Source organism: Kribbella sp. NBC_01510 (assembly GCF_045040325.1).
GTDB lineage: Bacteria > Actinomycetota > Actinomycetes > Propionibacteriales > Kribbellaceae > Kribbella.
In genome coordinates, this window is record NZ_CP109418.1 from 4,678,805 (window position 1) to 4,693,449 (window position 14,645).

The 14,645-nt window shown below is 70.2% G+C and carries 16 protein-coding genes; 3 read left to right on the forward strand and 13 right to left on the reverse strand.

The window, feature by feature from the left end:
• Window positions 1-68 precede the first annotated feature (68 nt).
• The 5 genes from OG558_RS23555 to OG558_RS23575 all read right to left on the reverse strand — a co-directional run bounded on the left by OG558_RS23555 (window position 69) and on the right by OG558_RS23575 (window position 5,193).
• On the reverse strand, window positions 69-494 hold the full coding sequence (locus OG558_RS23555) for a YbhN family protein (protein ID WP_405064910.1): 426 nt from the start codon (window positions 492-494) through the stop codon (window positions 69-71).
• A gap of 110 nt (window positions 495-604) precedes the next feature.
• On the reverse strand, window positions 605-1,030 hold the full coding sequence (locus tag OG558_RS23560; protein WP_405064911.1) for a molybdopterin dinucleotide binding domain-containing protein: 426 nt from the start codon (window positions 1,028-1,030) through the stop codon (window positions 605-607).
• A 120-nt stretch (window positions 1,031-1,150) separates the two neighbouring features.
• Window positions 1,151-3,673 (reverse strand): cation-translocating P-type ATPase, encoded by a 2,523-nt coding sequence (locus OG558_RS23565; protein WP_405064913.1) that lies wholly within the window; start codon window positions 3,671-3,673, stop codon window positions 1,151-1,153.
• The gene (locus OG558_RS23570; RefSeq protein ID WP_405064914.1) at window positions 3,670-4,047 is read right to left on the reverse strand and encodes a hypothetical protein; all 378 of its coding nucleotides are present in this window, start codon (window positions 4,045-4,047) and stop codon (window positions 3,670-3,672) included. The genes OG558_RS23565 and OG558_RS23570 overlap by 4 nt, the downstream gene beginning before the upstream one ends.
• Window positions 4,048-4,302: 255 nt before the next feature.
• Window positions 4,303-5,193 (reverse strand): universal stress protein, encoded by an 891-nt coding sequence (locus OG558_RS23575; protein ID WP_405064915.1) that lies wholly within the window; start codon window positions 5,191-5,193, stop codon window positions 4,303-4,305.
• A gap of 364 nt (window positions 5,194-5,557) precedes the next feature.
• Here OG558_RS23575 and OG558_RS23580 point away from each other — a divergent pair, with 364 nt between their 5' ends.
• Window positions 5,558-6,523, forward strand: coding sequence for an Acg family FMN-binding oxidoreductase (locus tag OG558_RS23580; RefSeq protein WP_405064916.1), 966 nt, complete (start codon window positions 5,558-5,560; stop codon window positions 6,521-6,523).
• Between the two features lie 142 nt (window positions 6,524-6,665).
• Here OG558_RS23580 and OG558_RS23585 read toward each other — a convergent pair whose 3' ends face one another.
• Together OG558_RS23585 and OG558_RS23590 are read right to left on the reverse strand one after the other, a co-directional pair.
• Window positions 6,666-6,809, reverse strand: a complete 144-nt coding sequence (locus OG558_RS23585) for a hypothetical protein (RefSeq protein ID WP_405064917.1) — start codon at window positions 6,807-6,809, stop codon at window positions 6,666-6,668.
• Window positions 6,810-6,879: 70 nt separating this feature from the next.
• Window positions 6,880-7,704, reverse strand: a complete 825-nt coding sequence (locus OG558_RS23590) for a universal stress protein (RefSeq protein ID WP_405064918.1) — start codon at window positions 7,702-7,704, stop codon at window positions 6,880-6,882.
• Between the two features lie 152 nt (window positions 7,705-7,856).
• Between OG558_RS23590 and OG558_RS23595 the strand changes: the two genes are divergently transcribed.
• Together OG558_RS23595 and OG558_RS23600 are read left to right on the forward strand one after the other, a co-directional pair.
• Entirely contained in the window at window positions 7,857-8,105 is a 249-nt protein-coding gene (locus OG558_RS23595) for a hypothetical protein (protein ID WP_405064919.1), read from the forward strand.
• Between the two features lie 12 nt (window positions 8,106-8,117).
• Window positions 8,118-10,562, forward strand: coding sequence for a GNAT family N-acetyltransferase (locus OG558_RS23600; protein WP_405064920.1), 2,445 nt, complete (start codon window positions 8,118-8,120; stop codon window positions 10,560-10,562).
• On the opposite strand, the gene OG558_RS23605 is transcribed toward OG558_RS23600, so the two are convergent.
• The 6 genes from OG558_RS23605 to OG558_RS23630 form a co-directional block, all read right to left on the reverse strand.
• Window positions 10,552-11,103 (reverse strand): MBL fold metallo-hydrolase RNA specificity domain-containing protein, encoded by a 552-nt coding sequence (locus OG558_RS23605; RefSeq protein ID WP_405064921.1) that lies wholly within the window; start codon window positions 11,101-11,103, stop codon window positions 10,552-10,554. The genes OG558_RS23600 and OG558_RS23605 overlap by 11 nt on opposite strands.
• A complete protein-coding gene (locus OG558_RS23610; RefSeq protein ID WP_405064922.1) occupies window positions 11,088-11,915 on the reverse strand; it encodes an MBL fold metallo-hydrolase in 828 nt (275 codons plus the stop codon). The genes OG558_RS23605 and OG558_RS23610 overlap by 16 nt, the downstream gene beginning before the upstream one ends.
• 97 nt (window positions 11,916-12,012) lie before the next feature.
• Window positions 12,013-12,903, reverse strand: coding sequence for an Acg family FMN-binding oxidoreductase (locus tag OG558_RS23615; protein WP_405072206.1), 891 nt, complete (start codon window positions 12,901-12,903; stop codon window positions 12,013-12,015).
• 188 nt (window positions 12,904-13,091) lie between these two features.
• Window positions 13,092-13,535, reverse strand: a complete 444-nt coding sequence (locus OG558_RS23620) for a sensor histidine kinase (protein ID WP_405064923.1) — start codon at window positions 13,533-13,535, stop codon at window positions 13,092-13,094.
• Window positions 13,456-14,256: a histidine kinase gene (locus OG558_RS23625; protein WP_405064924.1), complete on the reverse strand. Its 801-nt coding sequence runs from the start codon at window positions 14,254-14,256 to the stop codon at window positions 13,456-13,458. Before OG558_RS23625 ends, OG558_RS23620 begins: the two co-directional genes overlap by 80 nt.
• Window positions 14,253-14,465 (reverse strand): hypothetical protein, encoded by a 213-nt coding sequence (locus tag OG558_RS23630; protein WP_405064925.1) that lies wholly within the window; start codon window positions 14,463-14,465, stop codon window positions 14,253-14,255. Before OG558_RS23630 ends, OG558_RS23625 begins: the two co-directional genes overlap by 4 nt.
• Between the last annotated feature and the right edge of the window lie 180 nt (window positions 14,466-14,645).

Here is a 14,645-nt window from a genome sequence, read left to right on the forward strand (position 1 = left end):
CCGGTTCCGTGGTGGTCTGCAGGGGCGAAGGTCCCGGAAAACTCGGGACGGCCAGACTCGCGCGGCAGTTACCGAGGGCGGGAGATCCGGGATGGGAGGCGGTTGCGCCAACCCGGTGTCGGCAGGGACAGGTAGCAGATTCCGGCGATCGGGATCGGTGCCCAGAACTGCAGCAGTCGCCAGGACACGACTCCCAGTACGGCGACACTGGCCGGGACGCCGAATTCGAGCAGGCTGGGGATCAGGACCCCCTCAACGACGCCGAGGCCGCCCGGCGTGAACGGCAGGATCGCCAGCAGGCAGGCGATGCAGTAGGCGAGCAGCAGAGCGACCGGGTTCATCGCATGTCCGTAGGCGGCCAGCAACACCCACAGGGCGGCCGCGTCGAGCAACCAGTTCGCCGTCGGCCAAAGGGCGAAAGTCGATCGGACCTGCCGATCGCTCAGGAGGGTTCGGCTCGAGGGCGTAGGTCTTACGCGTGACGACTGGGCCACCGGCTCGGCGGTGCTTGGTCCGGACCGGGCCGGGTGGTACGGGACCCCGAAGCGTCAGCTGGATGGGAACATCCTTCTGCGTGGCCGCCATGTCGTGTCTCCTTTCGCTCTCAGTTGGTGGTCGGACGGGGGAGAGCTCTCAGCCGTACGGCGGTCACCTTGTACTCGGGGCATCCGGTCACCTCGTCACCGAGGGGTGAGGTGAGTTCGTTGACGCCCGCGGTGGGGAAGTGGAACCCGGAGAACACCTGCCCGGGGACGAGTTCGCCGGTGATGCGGACCGGCAGCACGGCCCGGCCGGAGCCCGTACAGGCGGCGGCACCGCAGACGCGGACATGCCGCGCCCCATGGGGCGCGGTGAAGTCGGCAACGAAGGCGGCCGGCCCGCTGCCCGCGGCAGCCGGCAGGCCGTTGTCCGTCGCGATCTGCGTGGGCGGCGTCTTGTCACCGGTCAGCAACCGGGATCGGATTGCGCCGAGGTCACGACCGAATCGATCCGCATAGCGTCGCAGGACATCCGCCTGCCAATCGCTCATCGCCGTACTCCTTCCGTCAACGCGTTACCAGGGTGGTGACCGCGGTGAAGGGTTCGCGGTGTTCCATCGCCCGCCAGGCCGCCGGATCCGGGCGGCGGATGTCCGCGGCCGCTGTCTCGATCATGGCTGCTCCTTCCGTGCCTTCCAGACGCGCCGGGCGGCGACGACCAGGCCAGGGAGGATCGCGAAGGCGGCGGCCACGACGAGTTCGGCAGCCGACAGCGCATGCAGGCCGAGCAGCTCGCGCAGGGGTGGAATGAACAGTGGGCCGACCTGTGACACCAGGGCTCCCGCGACAGCGACGTCGAGGAAGCGGAGCCGGCGTTCACCACGGGGACGTGGTCGGCGCAGGGCGATGGCGACGCCGAGTTGGGCCAGGCCGAGTACGACGTACGTCATCGTCTGCCAAGGAGCTCCGATGGAGCGGGCCCAGAGTGCCGCGGCGAGGGTGACGGCGGCGATGAGTGTGCCGGTCCAGGCGATTCGTTGCCAAAGGCCCGCACCGAGGACCTGCTCGTCCGGGGATCGCGGCCGGCGCTGCATCGCTTGCGGGTCGGCGGGTTCGGCGCCGATCGCGACGCCGGGCAGGCCGTGGGTGAGCATGTTGATCCAGAGGATCTGTGCGGGCAGCAGTGGCGTGGCGAGTCCGAGCAGGGGGCCGATCAGCATCACGAGGATTTCGGCCAGGCCGCCGCTGAGTGCGTAGCGCAGGAACGTCCGCACGTTTGTGTAGATCCGGCGGCCCTCCTCGATCGCGGCCACCACCGTGCCGAGGTCGTCGTCGGTGAGGATCAGATCGGCGGCCTGCCGGGCCACCTCGGTACCGTCCTTGCCCATCGCGACGCCGATGTCGGCGCGCCGCAACGCCGGGGCGTCGTTGACGCCGTCACCGGTCATCGCGACCACGTGTCCGGCCTGCTGCCAGGCGCGCACGATGTCGAGCTTCTGCTCGGGCCGGATCCGGGCGAAAACCCGGCCCTCGGACGGGTCGGCGCCGTCGTCGATGTCGGCTCCGGTGAGGACGCGATCCGTGTGCAGGCCGACGCGTTCGGCCACCGCACGTGCTGTGCCGGGTGCGTCGCCGGTGATCAGGACCAGGTCGACGCCGGCTCGACCGAGGGCGGTTGTCACCTCGGCGGCGTTGTGCCGGACCGGATCGGTGAGGGCCACCAGGCCGACGAGCTGCAGACCGTCCTCGGTACGGCGCGCACCCGGTGGCAGGACTCGATCGGCAACCGCCAGTACCCGGTACCCGTCGGCCGCGAGCTCGGCCGCGATCGCCCGGGCCGTTGCGATGTCGCCGGACGACGTGACCGCCGGATCGAGGATCACCTCGGGCGCACCCTTGCCCACGACCAGGGTGCCGTCGTCGCCGGGGATCCGGTGGAAGGTGGTCATCCGCTTGCGGATGCTGTCGAAGGGCAGTTCGGCGATCCTCGGGTGGGCCGCCCGCAGCGGTTCGGGATCGGTCCCGCCGCGACGGGCCAGCGTGAGCAGGGCCGCCTCGGTAGGGTCACCCAGCGGCAGCCAGACCGGCTGGTCCGGGCCGGGCGGCCGCAGCTCCGCGTCGTTGCACAGCACGGTGTCCCGGAGCAGCCGCGTGGGTGGTTCGGCGTCACCGAGTGGGTCCAGGCCGCCGGCCGGGTCGTAACCGTTGCCGCTGGCAATGAACTCGCCGTGCTCGGTCCACAGGCGCTCGGCCAGCATCACGCCTTCGGTCAGGGTGCCGGTCTTGTCCGCCGCGACGACAGTGACAGAGCCGAGGGTCTCGACGGCCGGCAGCCGGCGTACGACGGCCGAGCGCCGGGCCATCCGGTGAGCGCCGATGGCGAGCGCGAGGGTGACGACCGCGGGCAGGGACTCGGGTACGGCGGCCACGGTCAGGCTCACCGCGGTCACGATCATGTCGGCGACCGGGAGCCCGCGGAGCAGGCCGGCCACCGCGACGACACCGGACAGCAGCAGTGCGGCCAGGCTGAGGATGCGGCTGAGTGATCTGAGGCGGAGTTGCAGCGGGGTGGGGCGGGGTCGCTGGTTGGAGAGCAGGCCGGCGATCTTGCCCAGGGCGCTGTCCACGCCGGTCCGTGACGCCACGCCGGACGCGCGGCCGCGCGTCACCACGGTGCCGGCGAACACCTGGTGGCCCGGGTCTTTCTCGACTGGCAGGGATTCACCGGTGAGCGCGGACTCGTCGGTCTGCAGGCGGACCGCTGCGGTCAGTTCGAGGTCCGCCGGGACGATGTCGCCGGCTTCGAGCAGAACCAGGTCGCCGGGAACGACATCCGCTGCGCCGATGACCGTCGCCCGGCCGGAACGCAGTACTGTCGCGTGCGGTGCGGCCAAACGGTCCAGTGCGGCCAGTGCGTGTTCGGCCCGGAGTTCCTGGAGCACGCCGACCGTGGTGTTGAGCACGATGACGATCAGGATCACCGCGAGGTCGGTGAGGTCGTGCAGCGTCGCGGTGAGGACGGCAGCGGCCAGCAACAGCAGGATCATCGGGTCCCGCAGTTGTGCCGCGACCCGGAAGAGCGCCGACGGAGGCTTGGGAGACGGGGTGGTGTTGGGGCCGTGCTCGACGAGTTTCCTGGCGGCCTCCACGTCGGTCAGGCCGTGGCTCAGCGGCAGTTGAAGAAGGTCGGTCATCGCACGGTCACCTGTTCGGTGGGGACTGCGATCTCGTCGAGACCGCTGACCACGAGATTGGCGCCGGCCGCCAGCAGGGCCCAGAAGGTCGAGGCTGCGGCCGTCGAGAGCAACCACAGAATCGCCCGCAGGCGCCGGGTGACGGTGCCGGCCCGTGCCGGAACCTCGAAGCCGGCGGCAAGCAGAACCACCGTGGTCGCTGCCACGACGAGCAGCCGCGTGCCGGTGCCGAGGTCCGGCCAGTACTGCGCGCCGACCAGCACCACCGCACCGCCCAGATAGGCAAGTGCCTCGATCATCACCGGGGTACGGCGATTCCCCGGCCGCGCGGACACTCGCAGCGGCGTCCCGGGGGATGCATGCAGCGGTCTCATGATCCGACTCTCGCGAGGCGGCGCCGACCGGCCCAGAGTCGAAGGTCCCGACCGCGGACCCGCGTCACGGTCACGCCGGTCGGGCGGCTCCCCGTCCGTCCGGTGCGGTCAGCGGATGCGGACGGCGACGACACCGCGGACAGTGCCGGTCAGCACCTCGGCGAGCTTGCGTTCGTGCGGGTCGGCGGGGCCGGTCACGGTGACGGCGCCGTCGGTGAAGTCCGCCGGTCTCCGCGGTCACCGCGGGTGTGGTCGTCAGGCCGGCCGGCCGGGTCCGATTGTCGCCTCGGTGTGGATGATCGCCACCGGACAGTGAGTGTGGTGGAGCAGGCCGCGGGACACCGATCCGAGCCGCAGCGGGGTGAATTCCGAGCGGCCGACACCGCCGACGACGACCAGGTCGACGGCTTTGGAGTACTGTGCCAGCACCTGGACGGGGTGACCCGGCTGGTAGTGGGTGCGGAACACCACGTCGGCGTACTTGTCCGGCCAACCGGCGAGCGCGTGAGTGACCAGTGCGCGGGCGTCCTGCCGCCAGGGAGCATTGTCGGGGTCGACCCAGACACTTGGGGGCGGGGAGTCCTCGGGCACTCGTGGCACGTGGACGATAGTCAGCTCCGCCCGCCGTTCGGCCGCGACCTCGAACGCGAACCCCAGCGCGGCCTGACACGCCTGCGAACCGTCGACTCCGACGACGACCACGCCGAGGTCGCCCTCGTCGTGCGTCCAGTTGTCCGGTACGACGACCAGGGATGTCCGGGAGAGCGCCGTACAGACCTGTGAGATCGAACCGAGACTCAGCTCGGCGAATCCACCACGCCCACGCCGGCCGATCACCAGCAGGGCGGCGGACCGGGCGACGTCCAGCAGCACCTCGGCGGGATGACCGTTCCGGACCTCGAGGGTCGCGTCGGTGAAGCCGAGTTCGGCAAGTTCGTCGGCGGCATCCTCGAGGACCTCGGCGCCGTCGTCGATGTCCGGAGTGGCACCGAGGGGATGGGCCGGTTGGTCGTCGTCGGCGACATGTACGGCGCGGATTCCCCAGCTTCGCCGCATGGCCAGGTCGACGGCCCAGTCCAGGGCGAGGAGGCCGTCGCGTGATCCGTCGATCCCGACCACGATCGTCGGGCGAGCGTCTGCGGACATGACCGTCACCTTTCCCTCGATGGGCGGTGTGTTTCCAGGGAACCCCGTCGCCGCGGAGCCGAGGAGTGCCGGATGACAGCACCGTGCTGGGGCGAACGGCCTTCGTGTCGGTCGGACACCCTGTCCGGCCGGGGCCTTTCGGCCCTGGGAGCCCTGCCACGCGGGCGATCGAATGGACTCGTGAGGGATACGGGCTGCCGGCCCGGCGCAGACCCTGAGCTGACTGTCCGGATCCAGCAGACCACGACCGTGTCCCTCGCCGTACTTCGGCGGGCGTCCGAACCGGCGCCTCGGCACAGCGGCCGGGAGGGGCGGATGAACCAGGCCCGCCGATGATGCACCGACTCCAGAGCCGAGGAACGCGATGACGACATTCCTGCCGGCCGGCGTTCGCGACGAACTGCTCCGGGCGGCCGTCGCGGCGCCCTCGGTCCACAACACCCAGCCCTGGAAGTTCCGCTTCCGCGACCGGGTGGTCGAGGTGCACCGCGACCCGGCGCGCGAGCTGCCGGCCGAGGATCCCGATCGGCGGATGCTGTACCTGTCTCTCGGCGCCGCGGCGTTCAACCTCCGGGTCGCCGCCGCCCGGCACGGCCACGGCACCGACATCAGGTACGTGCTCGATCGTGCTCGTCCTGGGCTCGTCGCCGAGGTCGAGTTGCTGACGCCTGGCCCGGAGGCCGAACAGTTGCGGCTGCTGGCGCCGTACCTGGCCCTGCGCAGGACCAACCGGCAGCCGTATTCCGGCCGCCGGGTCCCGGTGGACGTCCGTGAGTTGCTGGTGCTGACCGCCCGGCTGGAAGGGGCCGAGCTCGAGTGGCCGACCGCGGCGACTCGGCGCGAATGGTTGCAGCTGGCAAGCGACGATGCGGGCGCTCTCGACGACGAGGACCCGGACCGGACCGCCGAGCGGCGTCGCTGGGTCGGGGGCGTCCGGGTCGGTGACGGCGTTCCGCGCAGTGCGCTGGGGCCGCGGGGCCCCCGGGGTACGTCGCCGGTCCGGGACCTGGCCGCCACTCCCACGGACGAGAACCGGGAGCTCGCGAGCTTCGAGCCGAAGCCGCAATTGGCCGTGCTCTCGACCCGTCACGACAGTCGGCCCCACTGGCTTCGGGCCGGGCAGGCGCTGGAGCGAGTTCTCCTCGAGGCGACCGCCCGGGGATTGTCGACCTCCCTGCTGAACCAGGCGATCGAGCACGACGCGCTGCGGTGGCTCGTCAACGATCCACTCGGCCCGTGGCGGCGCCCGCAGGCCATCATCCGCGTCGGCTACGGTCCGCCCGTCCCGCTGACGCCGCGCCGCCCGATCGCCGACGTACTGCTCGACTGAGCCTGCTCCGGGAGCGTCGCCGTCTCGGTATCGTGATTACGACGTACTGAACGCCGCCAGGCCGGCAGTCAGTCCTCGTGACGGTGCAGGGCTCCGACGACGGACAGGTCGCCAGCCGCGAGGCGGCCGTAGATCGCACTGCCTAGCACGACAGCGTCCTACGGCTCGACGGTCTTGACTCGGCGACGTCGTGCCCGTGCGTACGGAGCTCGTCGCCGATCGGTCCAGCGATGTCGGCGGTCGCGCCCATCTTGCTGGCATAGGCAACCAGTAACTTCCTGGACATCGTGACCCCTTCTGGTCAGTTCCAGCACACCAGTCATAACCCGATCGCGGGCAGCGCCGAACGACCTTGGTCAGTGGGCATCAGGGACTTCGACCGCCGAGCGTGGAATGACGGCGACCGGGCAGGGCGCCTGGTGCAGCACCGTCTGGCTCACCGAGCCGAGGAGGAGCCCGGAGAAGCCGCCCCGGCCACGCGACCCGACGACCAGGAGCTGGGCGTCGGCAGACCACTCGAGCAGCAGCTCGGCAGGGTGACCGGTCACCTCGATGAACTCAGCGGCTCGCGCGTCCTGGTGGGCCCGGAGCGCGGCCGTGAGGTCGTGGTCGTCGTCCTCGTCCTCAGCCAGGACCGTAACGATCCGGGCGACGAGCCCGTGCCGTCGCGCGTACCCGAGCCCGAAGTCGATCGCAGCGTCCGCGGCCGGCGAGCCGTCGTACCCGATCACCACCCGGCTGCCGACGGCCAGGTCCACGCCGGGTCGTACGACGACTACCGGGCAGTGAGCATGGGTGGCGAGCTCCATGCCGGTGGAGCTGACGAGGAGACCGACGAGCCGGCCGGAAACCCGGCTGCCGAGCACGATCAGCTCGGCGCACCGGGACTCCGCGAGCAGGACAGCGGCGGGAAAACCATCGGCCCGGCTCGCTGTCACTGGCAGGCCGGGCTCGAACTTCCGCGCCAGCTCGAGAGCATCAGCGACGATCCCGTCGGCATACGCCCACAGTCCCGGTGCGACGTCGCTCGCCCCGAGCGGCACCTTGAACTCGGCCCAGACGAAGGCGTGGACCAGATGCAGCCCGACACCCCGCGCGGCCGCCTCGGCGGCTCCCCAGCGGATCGCGTTCTCGCAGTCGGGCGCGCCGTCGATACCTATGACCACTCTCTTCTCCGCCATGCCGATCTCCTCCGGGCGGGTGTTGTCACGGTCACGATGCCGGGTGGACCGTCTCGCTCGCAGAGGCGAAGGTCCCCAGGGTGCGGTGCCAACGGCTCTGTCTGCCGTACGGCCGGTTGCGATGGGCTGGTGGGGTGTCGAGAGGATACGTCATGACGGCGATCGAGCAGGCAGAGGGACGGCCCGGCGCGGGCTGGGATGTCCTCGCCTCGGATGGGTCGGTCGTGCGGATCCGTCCGCTCCGGGAGGAGGACGAGCAGGCGTTGGACGCGATGAACCAACGGGTGTCCGACCGGTCGATCTACCTTCGCTTCTTCGGGATGAGCAGGAGGCTGGCCGACGAGCACACGCACCATCTGGCGACCGCGCACGACGGGCACGTCGTGCTGGTGGCCGAGTAGGGCGATCAGCTGGTGGGCGTAGCGAGTTACGAACCGCTGCGCGCCGGCGAAGCCGAGATGGCCTTCCTGCTCGAGGATTCGGTCCACGGCCGTGGGATCGGGACGCTGCTGCTGGAGCAGCTCGCGGCGATGGCACGCGAGAAGGGCGTCCAGCGGCTGCGCGCCGACACACTCGCCGAGAACGCCGGGATGCTGCGTGTCTTCGCCAACTCCGGCTTCGAACAGGTCCGCAGGCTCGAGAGTGGTGTCGTCGAGCTGGTGCTGGACACGGCATACCGGCCGTCGACGCTGGAGCGGATGGCCGACCGCGAGCGTGCAGCCGAGAGCCGCTCGCTGCACCGCGTGTTCGCTCCGCGGGCGGTCGCGGTCGTTGGGGCCGGTCGCAAGCCCGGCGGTGTCGGCCATGAGGTGCTCCTGAACATCGTGAATGGCAACTTCACCGGCGCGGTCTTCGCGGTCAATCCGCACGCGGACCGGATCGCGGAGCTTCCGGCGTATCCGTCGATCTCGGCTGTCCCCCACGAGATCGATCTCGCGGTGATCGCCGTTCCGGTCGAGCAGGTGCGAGGGGTGTTGACGGAGTGTGGCGAGCGGGGTGTCGCGGGCGCGGTCGTCCTGACGTCTGGCTTCTCGGAGCTCGGGGCCGCCGGGCGCGAGGTCCAGCAGGAGATCCTCGAGATCGCGCGTCGGCACAGCATCCGGCTGATCGGGCCGAACTGTCTCGGCCTGATCAACACGGCGCCCGAGGTCAGTCTCAACGCGACTTTCGCCGAAGTGGCACCGACACCCGGATCGTTGGCGATCGCGGCCCAGTCGGGTGCGGTCGGTATCGCCGTCCTCGATCAAGCCGGCCGGAGCGGACTAGGCATCTCCGAATTCGTCTCCCTCGGCAACAAAGTCGATGTCAGCGGCAACGATCTGCTGCTGCACTGGTGGGGCGACCCGCGGACCATGGTGATCGGGCTCTACTTGGAGTCCTTCGGCAACCCCCGCAAGTTCGGCGGACTCGCCCGCCTGGTCGGCCGGACGAAGCCGATCCTGGTCGTGAAGGGGGGTCGCTCGGCGGGCGGCCGGCGCGCAGGCGTGTCGCACACTGCCGCAGTGGCGACGCCGGAGACTGCTGTCGACGCGCTGTTCGCGCAGTCCGGAGTACTGCGGATGGACACCGTCGAGGAACTCGTGGAGACGGCCCGGGTGCTCGCGGCCGAGCCGCTGCCGCGTGGCCGCCGCGTCGCCGTCATTGGCAACGCGGGTGGCGCCGGGGTACTCGCGGCGGATGCGGCCGGACGGCTCGGGCTGGAGTTGCCGGAGCTGAGCCAGGCCGTGCAGCGTGAGCTCGAACCGCTCGGTGCAGTTGGAAGCGGGAATCCCGTCGACCTCGGCGCAGCCGCGTCACCGAGGTGCCTGGCACAGGCGTTGAAGGTCGTCGTCGACAGCGCCGAGGTCGACACCGTCCTGGTCTGCTACGCCGCGACTCGCGCCGGCCGGGTGGACGACATCTACCATGCGGTCGCCACCTCCGCAGTCCAAGCCGATGTGCCGATCGTGGTGAACTGTGTCGGTGCGACCCACGCCGCGCCGGAAGTCGTGCTGGCGGATGGCCGCCGCTTGCCCGTGTTCCCGTTCCCGGAGAGCGCCGTGCGTGCCTTGGCCCACGCCGTTCAGTACGCCGAATGGCGGTCGAGGCCGCAGGGCGCCGTACCGGAGCTATCTCGGGTCGATGCCGCCGGTGCCCGAGTTATGGTCCGGCGATCCCTGGCGCACACCCTGGACGGCGGTTGGCTGGATCCGCAGGAGGCCGGCCAGCTCCTGCAGTGCGCCGGAGTTCCGACAATCCCGGTCGTTGCCGCGTCGAGTCGCTCGGAGGCGATCCGGGCGGCTGAGACGGCCGGCTATCCGGTCGCGCTGAAGACGGCTGCTCCGGGCGTACTGCACAAGACCGAGATCGGCGGCGTCCGCGTGGGACTGGCCAACGCGGTCCAACTGGCCACGGCGTACGACGAGATCGCCGCAGCAGCCGGAGATCCGCAGGTCGTGGTCCAGGCGATGGCGCCGAGTGGAACCGAGCTGGTGATCGGGGTCGTGCGGGACAGGCTGTTCGGCCCGCTGCTGATGGCCGGCAGCGGCGGGATCCTCACCGACCTGCTGGCCGACCGTCAATGGCGAGGACTGCCACTCACGGACCTGGACGCGGCCGAGATGGTGCGCTCGCTGCGCTGCGCACCGTTGCTGGCCGGCTATCGCGGCGCGCAGGCCGCTGACCAGGACGCCGTGCTAGAGGTCATCCATCGCGTCGCCTGGCTTGCGGAGATGGTTCCTGAGCTGGCCGAACTCGACATCAACCCCCTGACGGCGTCGCCGTCCGGCGCATTCGCGGTCGATGTCCGGATGCGCCTCACGCCGGCGACGCCCGAGCCCGACTGGTACGCGCGGCGATCAGGCCTGATCAGAGCTTGATGCGCTCGAGGTGGCTCGGCATCACCGCGGTCCAGCCGAGCTCGTCCTGGATCCTCCGGGCGAGCTCGGCGCGGGCGTGGTCCTCACCGTGAACGATATGGACGACCTCAGGAGTCCGAGGCATGGAGGAGAGCCAGCTGATCAGCTCGTCGGCGTCGGCATGGGCGGAGAACTCGGACAGTCCGACGACCTTGGCGCGGACCGGAATGTACCGGCCGTGGATCTTGACCGAGCGAGCGCCCTCGAGCAGAGCCCGGCCACGGGTTCCCGGCACCTGGAAGCCCGGGAGTACGACGGTGTTCCGCGCACCCGGCAGCAGTCTGGCCAAGTGATGCAGTACTCGGCCGCCGGTCGCCATGCCGGACGCCGAGATGACGATGGACGGTCGTCCGGGATCGCTGATCCGGATGGACTCCTCCACCGAATGGATCAGGCGCAGGTCGCCGGGATCGAACGGATCCGGGCCGCCGACGATCTCGGGCCGCAGCTCGGGTGACTTGGCGGAGACGGCTGCGCGGTAGACGTTCAACGCTGCCAACATGGGCTGTTCACGTAGACGGGGAGCCGCGGGATGAGGCCGTCGCGGGCCAGTCCAGTGAGTTCGTGCAGCAGTACCGCCGTCCGGTCGATGGCGAAGGCGGGCATCAGGACGACACCGCCGCGGGCGGTCGTCGCACGGATCAGCCGGGCAAGCCGCGCGTGGTCGAGCGGCTGGTGGCGGCGATCGCCGTACGTTGCCTCGACCAGGATGGTGTCGACAGCCGGCGGAAGCTCGGGTGGGAGGAGCAGTGGATGCTCCTGGCGGCCGAGATCGCCGCTGACGAGCAGGCGGCTGCTGTCGAATTCGAGGACGGCGAACGCGGAGCCGAGGATGTGGCCGGCTCGGTGGAGATCGACCGTGGCGCCGCCGGGCACTTCGACCCGGCCGGCGGACGGCGCGAAGAGCCGGATGGCTCGCTCGGCGTCGGCGGTGTCGAACAACGGCAGCGGCGGATCGTGTCTCGAGTACCCCTCAGCCCGGGCGTGCTGTGCATCCTCCACCTGGAGATGCGCCGCGTCACGGAGCACGATCGACGCGACCTCCGCCGTACCAGGGGTGCAGATCACCGGACCGGTGAAGCCCTGCCGGACCAGCCCGGGCAGGTAGCCGCAGTGGTCGAGGTGGGCGTGGGTGAGCACGACGGCGGAGACCGATGCCGGATCGACCGGGAAGGGATCCCAGTTGCGCCGGCGCCACCGGGCGTCGCCCTGGAACAGGCCGCAGTCGACCAGGATCCGTTGTCGGTCCCGCTCGATCAGGAACTTGCTTCCGGTCACCGTACCGGCGGCGCCGAGGAAGGTGAGGCTCGTCATCGCGCGTCCTCGAGGATCCAGTCGTCCGAGGCGCTGTTCTCCGCCAGGTGAGCGAGATCGGCCTCCCAACGCTCGATCTCCTGCTGCAAGGTGGTGGTCATGACTGCTCCTTGGTGGGAAGGAAGTCGGCGACCGGCAGGCGGGCCGTGTGCGGCCCGGGCCGGCTGCGGCCGAAGCGGATGATCATGTGGGCGTGTCCAGGCCGCTGGGTGAGGTGCTGGACCTTGCGGCGCAGGTCCTCGAACTCGAGCGGCTGGTTGAGGAACGACGCGCTGACACCCATGCGGGTCGCGGTGAGCAGGACGCGTTCGAGTGCGACTCCGGCGGTGACCTGGTCTGCGGGCTCGTCGTAAACGGTGGACAGTACGGCGACATCCGGGTGGGCCTCGAAAGTCGTCTCCTGGCGCATCCGATCCAGCGGCTGGGCGGCCAGGTCGCGGACTGTCGCCGGGTAGCTGGTCGAGCGTGGTCCGAGGGCTGAGCTGGGGATGCCTTCGGTGGTGCGTTCTCCGCCGACCCAGTGGGCGCGTTCGGCACGGCGATGCCAGTCCCTGATCTCGCGGAGGTCGGTGTCGAGCACCATCTCGAGCACGGTGTGGATCTCGGGCTCGCCGAGCCGGGTCAGCTCGGCACCTTCGGCGTACGCCGCATGCATCAGGGCGACCCGGACATCCTCGGCCAACGGTCCGTCGTCGGACGGCTGACGATCGGTGTGGCGGTGCGGGATCTGGACCGCGAGGGCGCGCAGTTCCTCGTTCCGGGCGCCGGTGGGCTCAACGACGATGCGCGCCAGCAGGTCGGGCTCTTCGGGGTACGGCGCGAGGCCGAACCAGGTGCCGTAACCGAGGGACTCGGCCGCGCACCGGAGGTTGAAGGTGGCGGCCCCGGCCGCAATCCGCATCGCCCGGCCGGTGAGATCCTCGGCGGGCAAGGTGCGTAAACCGTCCAGGAAGACATCAACGACATGACCCTGTACTCGAACCGCCAGGGCTGTGTGTTGTGCATGCTCGGCGCGGCGATGGCCGCCGCGAGCAGGATGTCGAGGTGCTCCGTCGGCAGTTGCAGATTGGACACTTGGGCGCTCCTCCCACTGGTGCTCCTACTTCAGTGTGGCCACTTGGAGGCGGGTGGCGCTGCGGGCAGGAGTCCCGATTCGCGAGGCCGTTCGGCGGTTGGTCAGTCGGTCGGTGCGGTGAGCTCGACCACGGTGCCGTGGGGCTCGTTGTCGGTGAGCCGTACCGTTCCGCCGAGAGCTTGGGCCCGTTCGGTCAGGTTGCGCAGACCGCTGCTGCGTGTGCTGGAACCGATGCCGATGCCGTCGTCCCAGATGCGGGCGATGACCTGCCCGGAACCGACCGTGACCTCGACTTTTGTCTGGGTCGCCTGGGCGTGGCGGACGATGTTGGACAGCGACTCCCGGATGGTGGCCAGGATCTGTGGTCGGACGGTCGCCGGTACGACGGTGTCGATCGGGCCGGTGCAGATCAGTTGGGGGCGGCAGCCGAGTGGTTCGGCGTATTCGGCGACTAGGGCCTGTATGTCACCGCACAGTGAGCTGGCGTCGGGGGGTTGTTGGAGTTCGAGGATCGCGGCGCGGAGGTCGTGGATGGTGGTGTCCATGTCGTCGACCGCGCTGCTGATGCTCCGGGCGGGTCAGTCGGTGCATGCCCTGGAGCTGCAGACCGGTGGCGAACAGGCGCTGGATCACCACGTCGTGTAGGTCCCGGGCGATCCGGTCGCGGTTCTCGAGCACTGCGAGCATGTCGGGGTCGTGCTGCGCCTGGGCGCGTTCCAGCGCCAGGGTGGCCTGGCCGGCGAACATCCGGACCAGATCGGCGCCCTCGGAGATCCGGGTGTTCGCTCCTTGTTCCGAGGCCACGATCAGCAGGCCGCCGGTGCCGGTGCTGCCGGACGGCAGCGGCGCCATCATCGTACGGCCGAGATTCGCCGCCTCAGGGAAGTCTGCCGTCCCGCCGGCGTCCTTCAGGAACTGAGCCAGGTCCTCGATGACGACCTGCTCGTCCCTGGCGGTCGCGCGGCCGAGGATGGGAAAGTCCGCCGGGACCTGGCGGCCGAGGAAGCGGTTGAACTCCGGTGGTCCGTCGACGGCGCGCATGACCAGGTCGGTGCCCTCGGCGAGCAGCACTGCCGCGACCCGCGCTTCGGCGAGTTCGCGGGATCGCTGGGCGATCAGCTGGAGCGCCTGCTCGGGATCGAACTCGCCGGGCATCAACTGGGTGATCTCGGCGGTCACCTCGTGCCAGCGCCGGCGCTGCTCGGTGTCGGCGTACAGCCGGGCGTTGTCGATCACCACCCCGGCGGCAGCGGCGAGCACGGTCACCGTGCGTCGTCGTCCTCTGTGAAATCGGCGCCACCGGTCTTCTCGGTCAGGTACAGGTTGCCGAAGACATGATCGCGGGTCGGATCGGTGCGCCCAGGAAGCTCTTCATCGGCGGGTGGTTCGTCGGGAGCGGCTGATGGACCCCGCGCGCCGAGTGTCAGCCGAGCTGTGAGGTTCGCGGTCGCTGCGGCGCGGGTTCGCTGTTTCACAGGTGGTCGCCTGTGAAACCGCTCGCAGCTCGCTGGGCTGGGGGCGCCCAGCTTCGGGACTTCTGGGCCAAGGAGCAGCTCCAGCTCGACACCATCGACGGCGCCCGGGAGTCTTTGTCGCGGAGGTGGTGATGCCGGTGCTGGTCAGCGGTGAGGACGGGCAGGCCCGGCTGCAACGCC

Bases quoted from the DNA above. Each gene is read 5' to 3' on its own strand.
- OG558_RS23580 (WP_405064916.1), top strand. From the start codon at position 5,558: ATGACGACATTCCTGCCGGCCGGCGTTCGCGACGAACTGCTCCGGGCG.
- OG558_RS23570 (WP_405064914.1), bottom strand. From the start codon at position 4,047: ATGAGACCGCTGCATGCATCCCCCGGGACGCCGCTGCGAGTGTCCGCG.
- OG558_RS23620 (WP_405064923.1), bottom strand. From the start codon at position 13,535: ATGGACACCACCATCCACGACCTCCGCGCCGCGATCCTCGAACTCCAA.
- OG558_RS23595 (WP_405064919.1), top strand. From the start codon at position 7,857: ATGACGGCGATCGAGCAGGCAGAGGGACGGCCCGGCGCGGGCTGGGAT.
- OG558_RS23575 (WP_405064915.1), bottom strand. From the start codon at position 5,193: ATGTCCGCAGACGCTCGCCCGACGATCGTGGTCGGGATCGACGGATCA.
- OG558_RS23585 (WP_405064917.1), bottom strand. From the start codon at position 6,809: ATGTCCAGGAAGTTACTGGTTGCCTATGCCAGCAAGATGGGCGCGACC.
- OG558_RS23605 (WP_405064921.1), bottom strand. From the start codon at position 11,103: ATGTTGGCAGCGTTGAACGTCTACCGCGCAGCCGTCTCCGCCAAGTCA.
- OG558_RS23590 (WP_405064918.1), bottom strand. From the start codon at position 7,704: ATGGCGGAGAAGAGAGTGGTCATAGGTATCGACGGCGCGCCCGACTGC.
- OG558_RS23610 (WP_405064922.1), bottom strand. From the start codon at position 11,915: ATGACGAGCCTCACCTTCCTCGGCGCCGCCGGTACGGTGACCGGAAGC.
- OG558_RS23560 (WP_405064911.1), bottom strand. From the start codon at position 1,030: ATGAGCGATTGGCAGGCGGATGTCCTGCGACGCTATGCGGATCGATTC.
- OG558_RS23565 (WP_405064913.1), bottom strand. From the start codon at position 3,673: ATGACCGACCTTCTTCAACTGCCGCTGAGCCACGGCCTGACCGACGTG.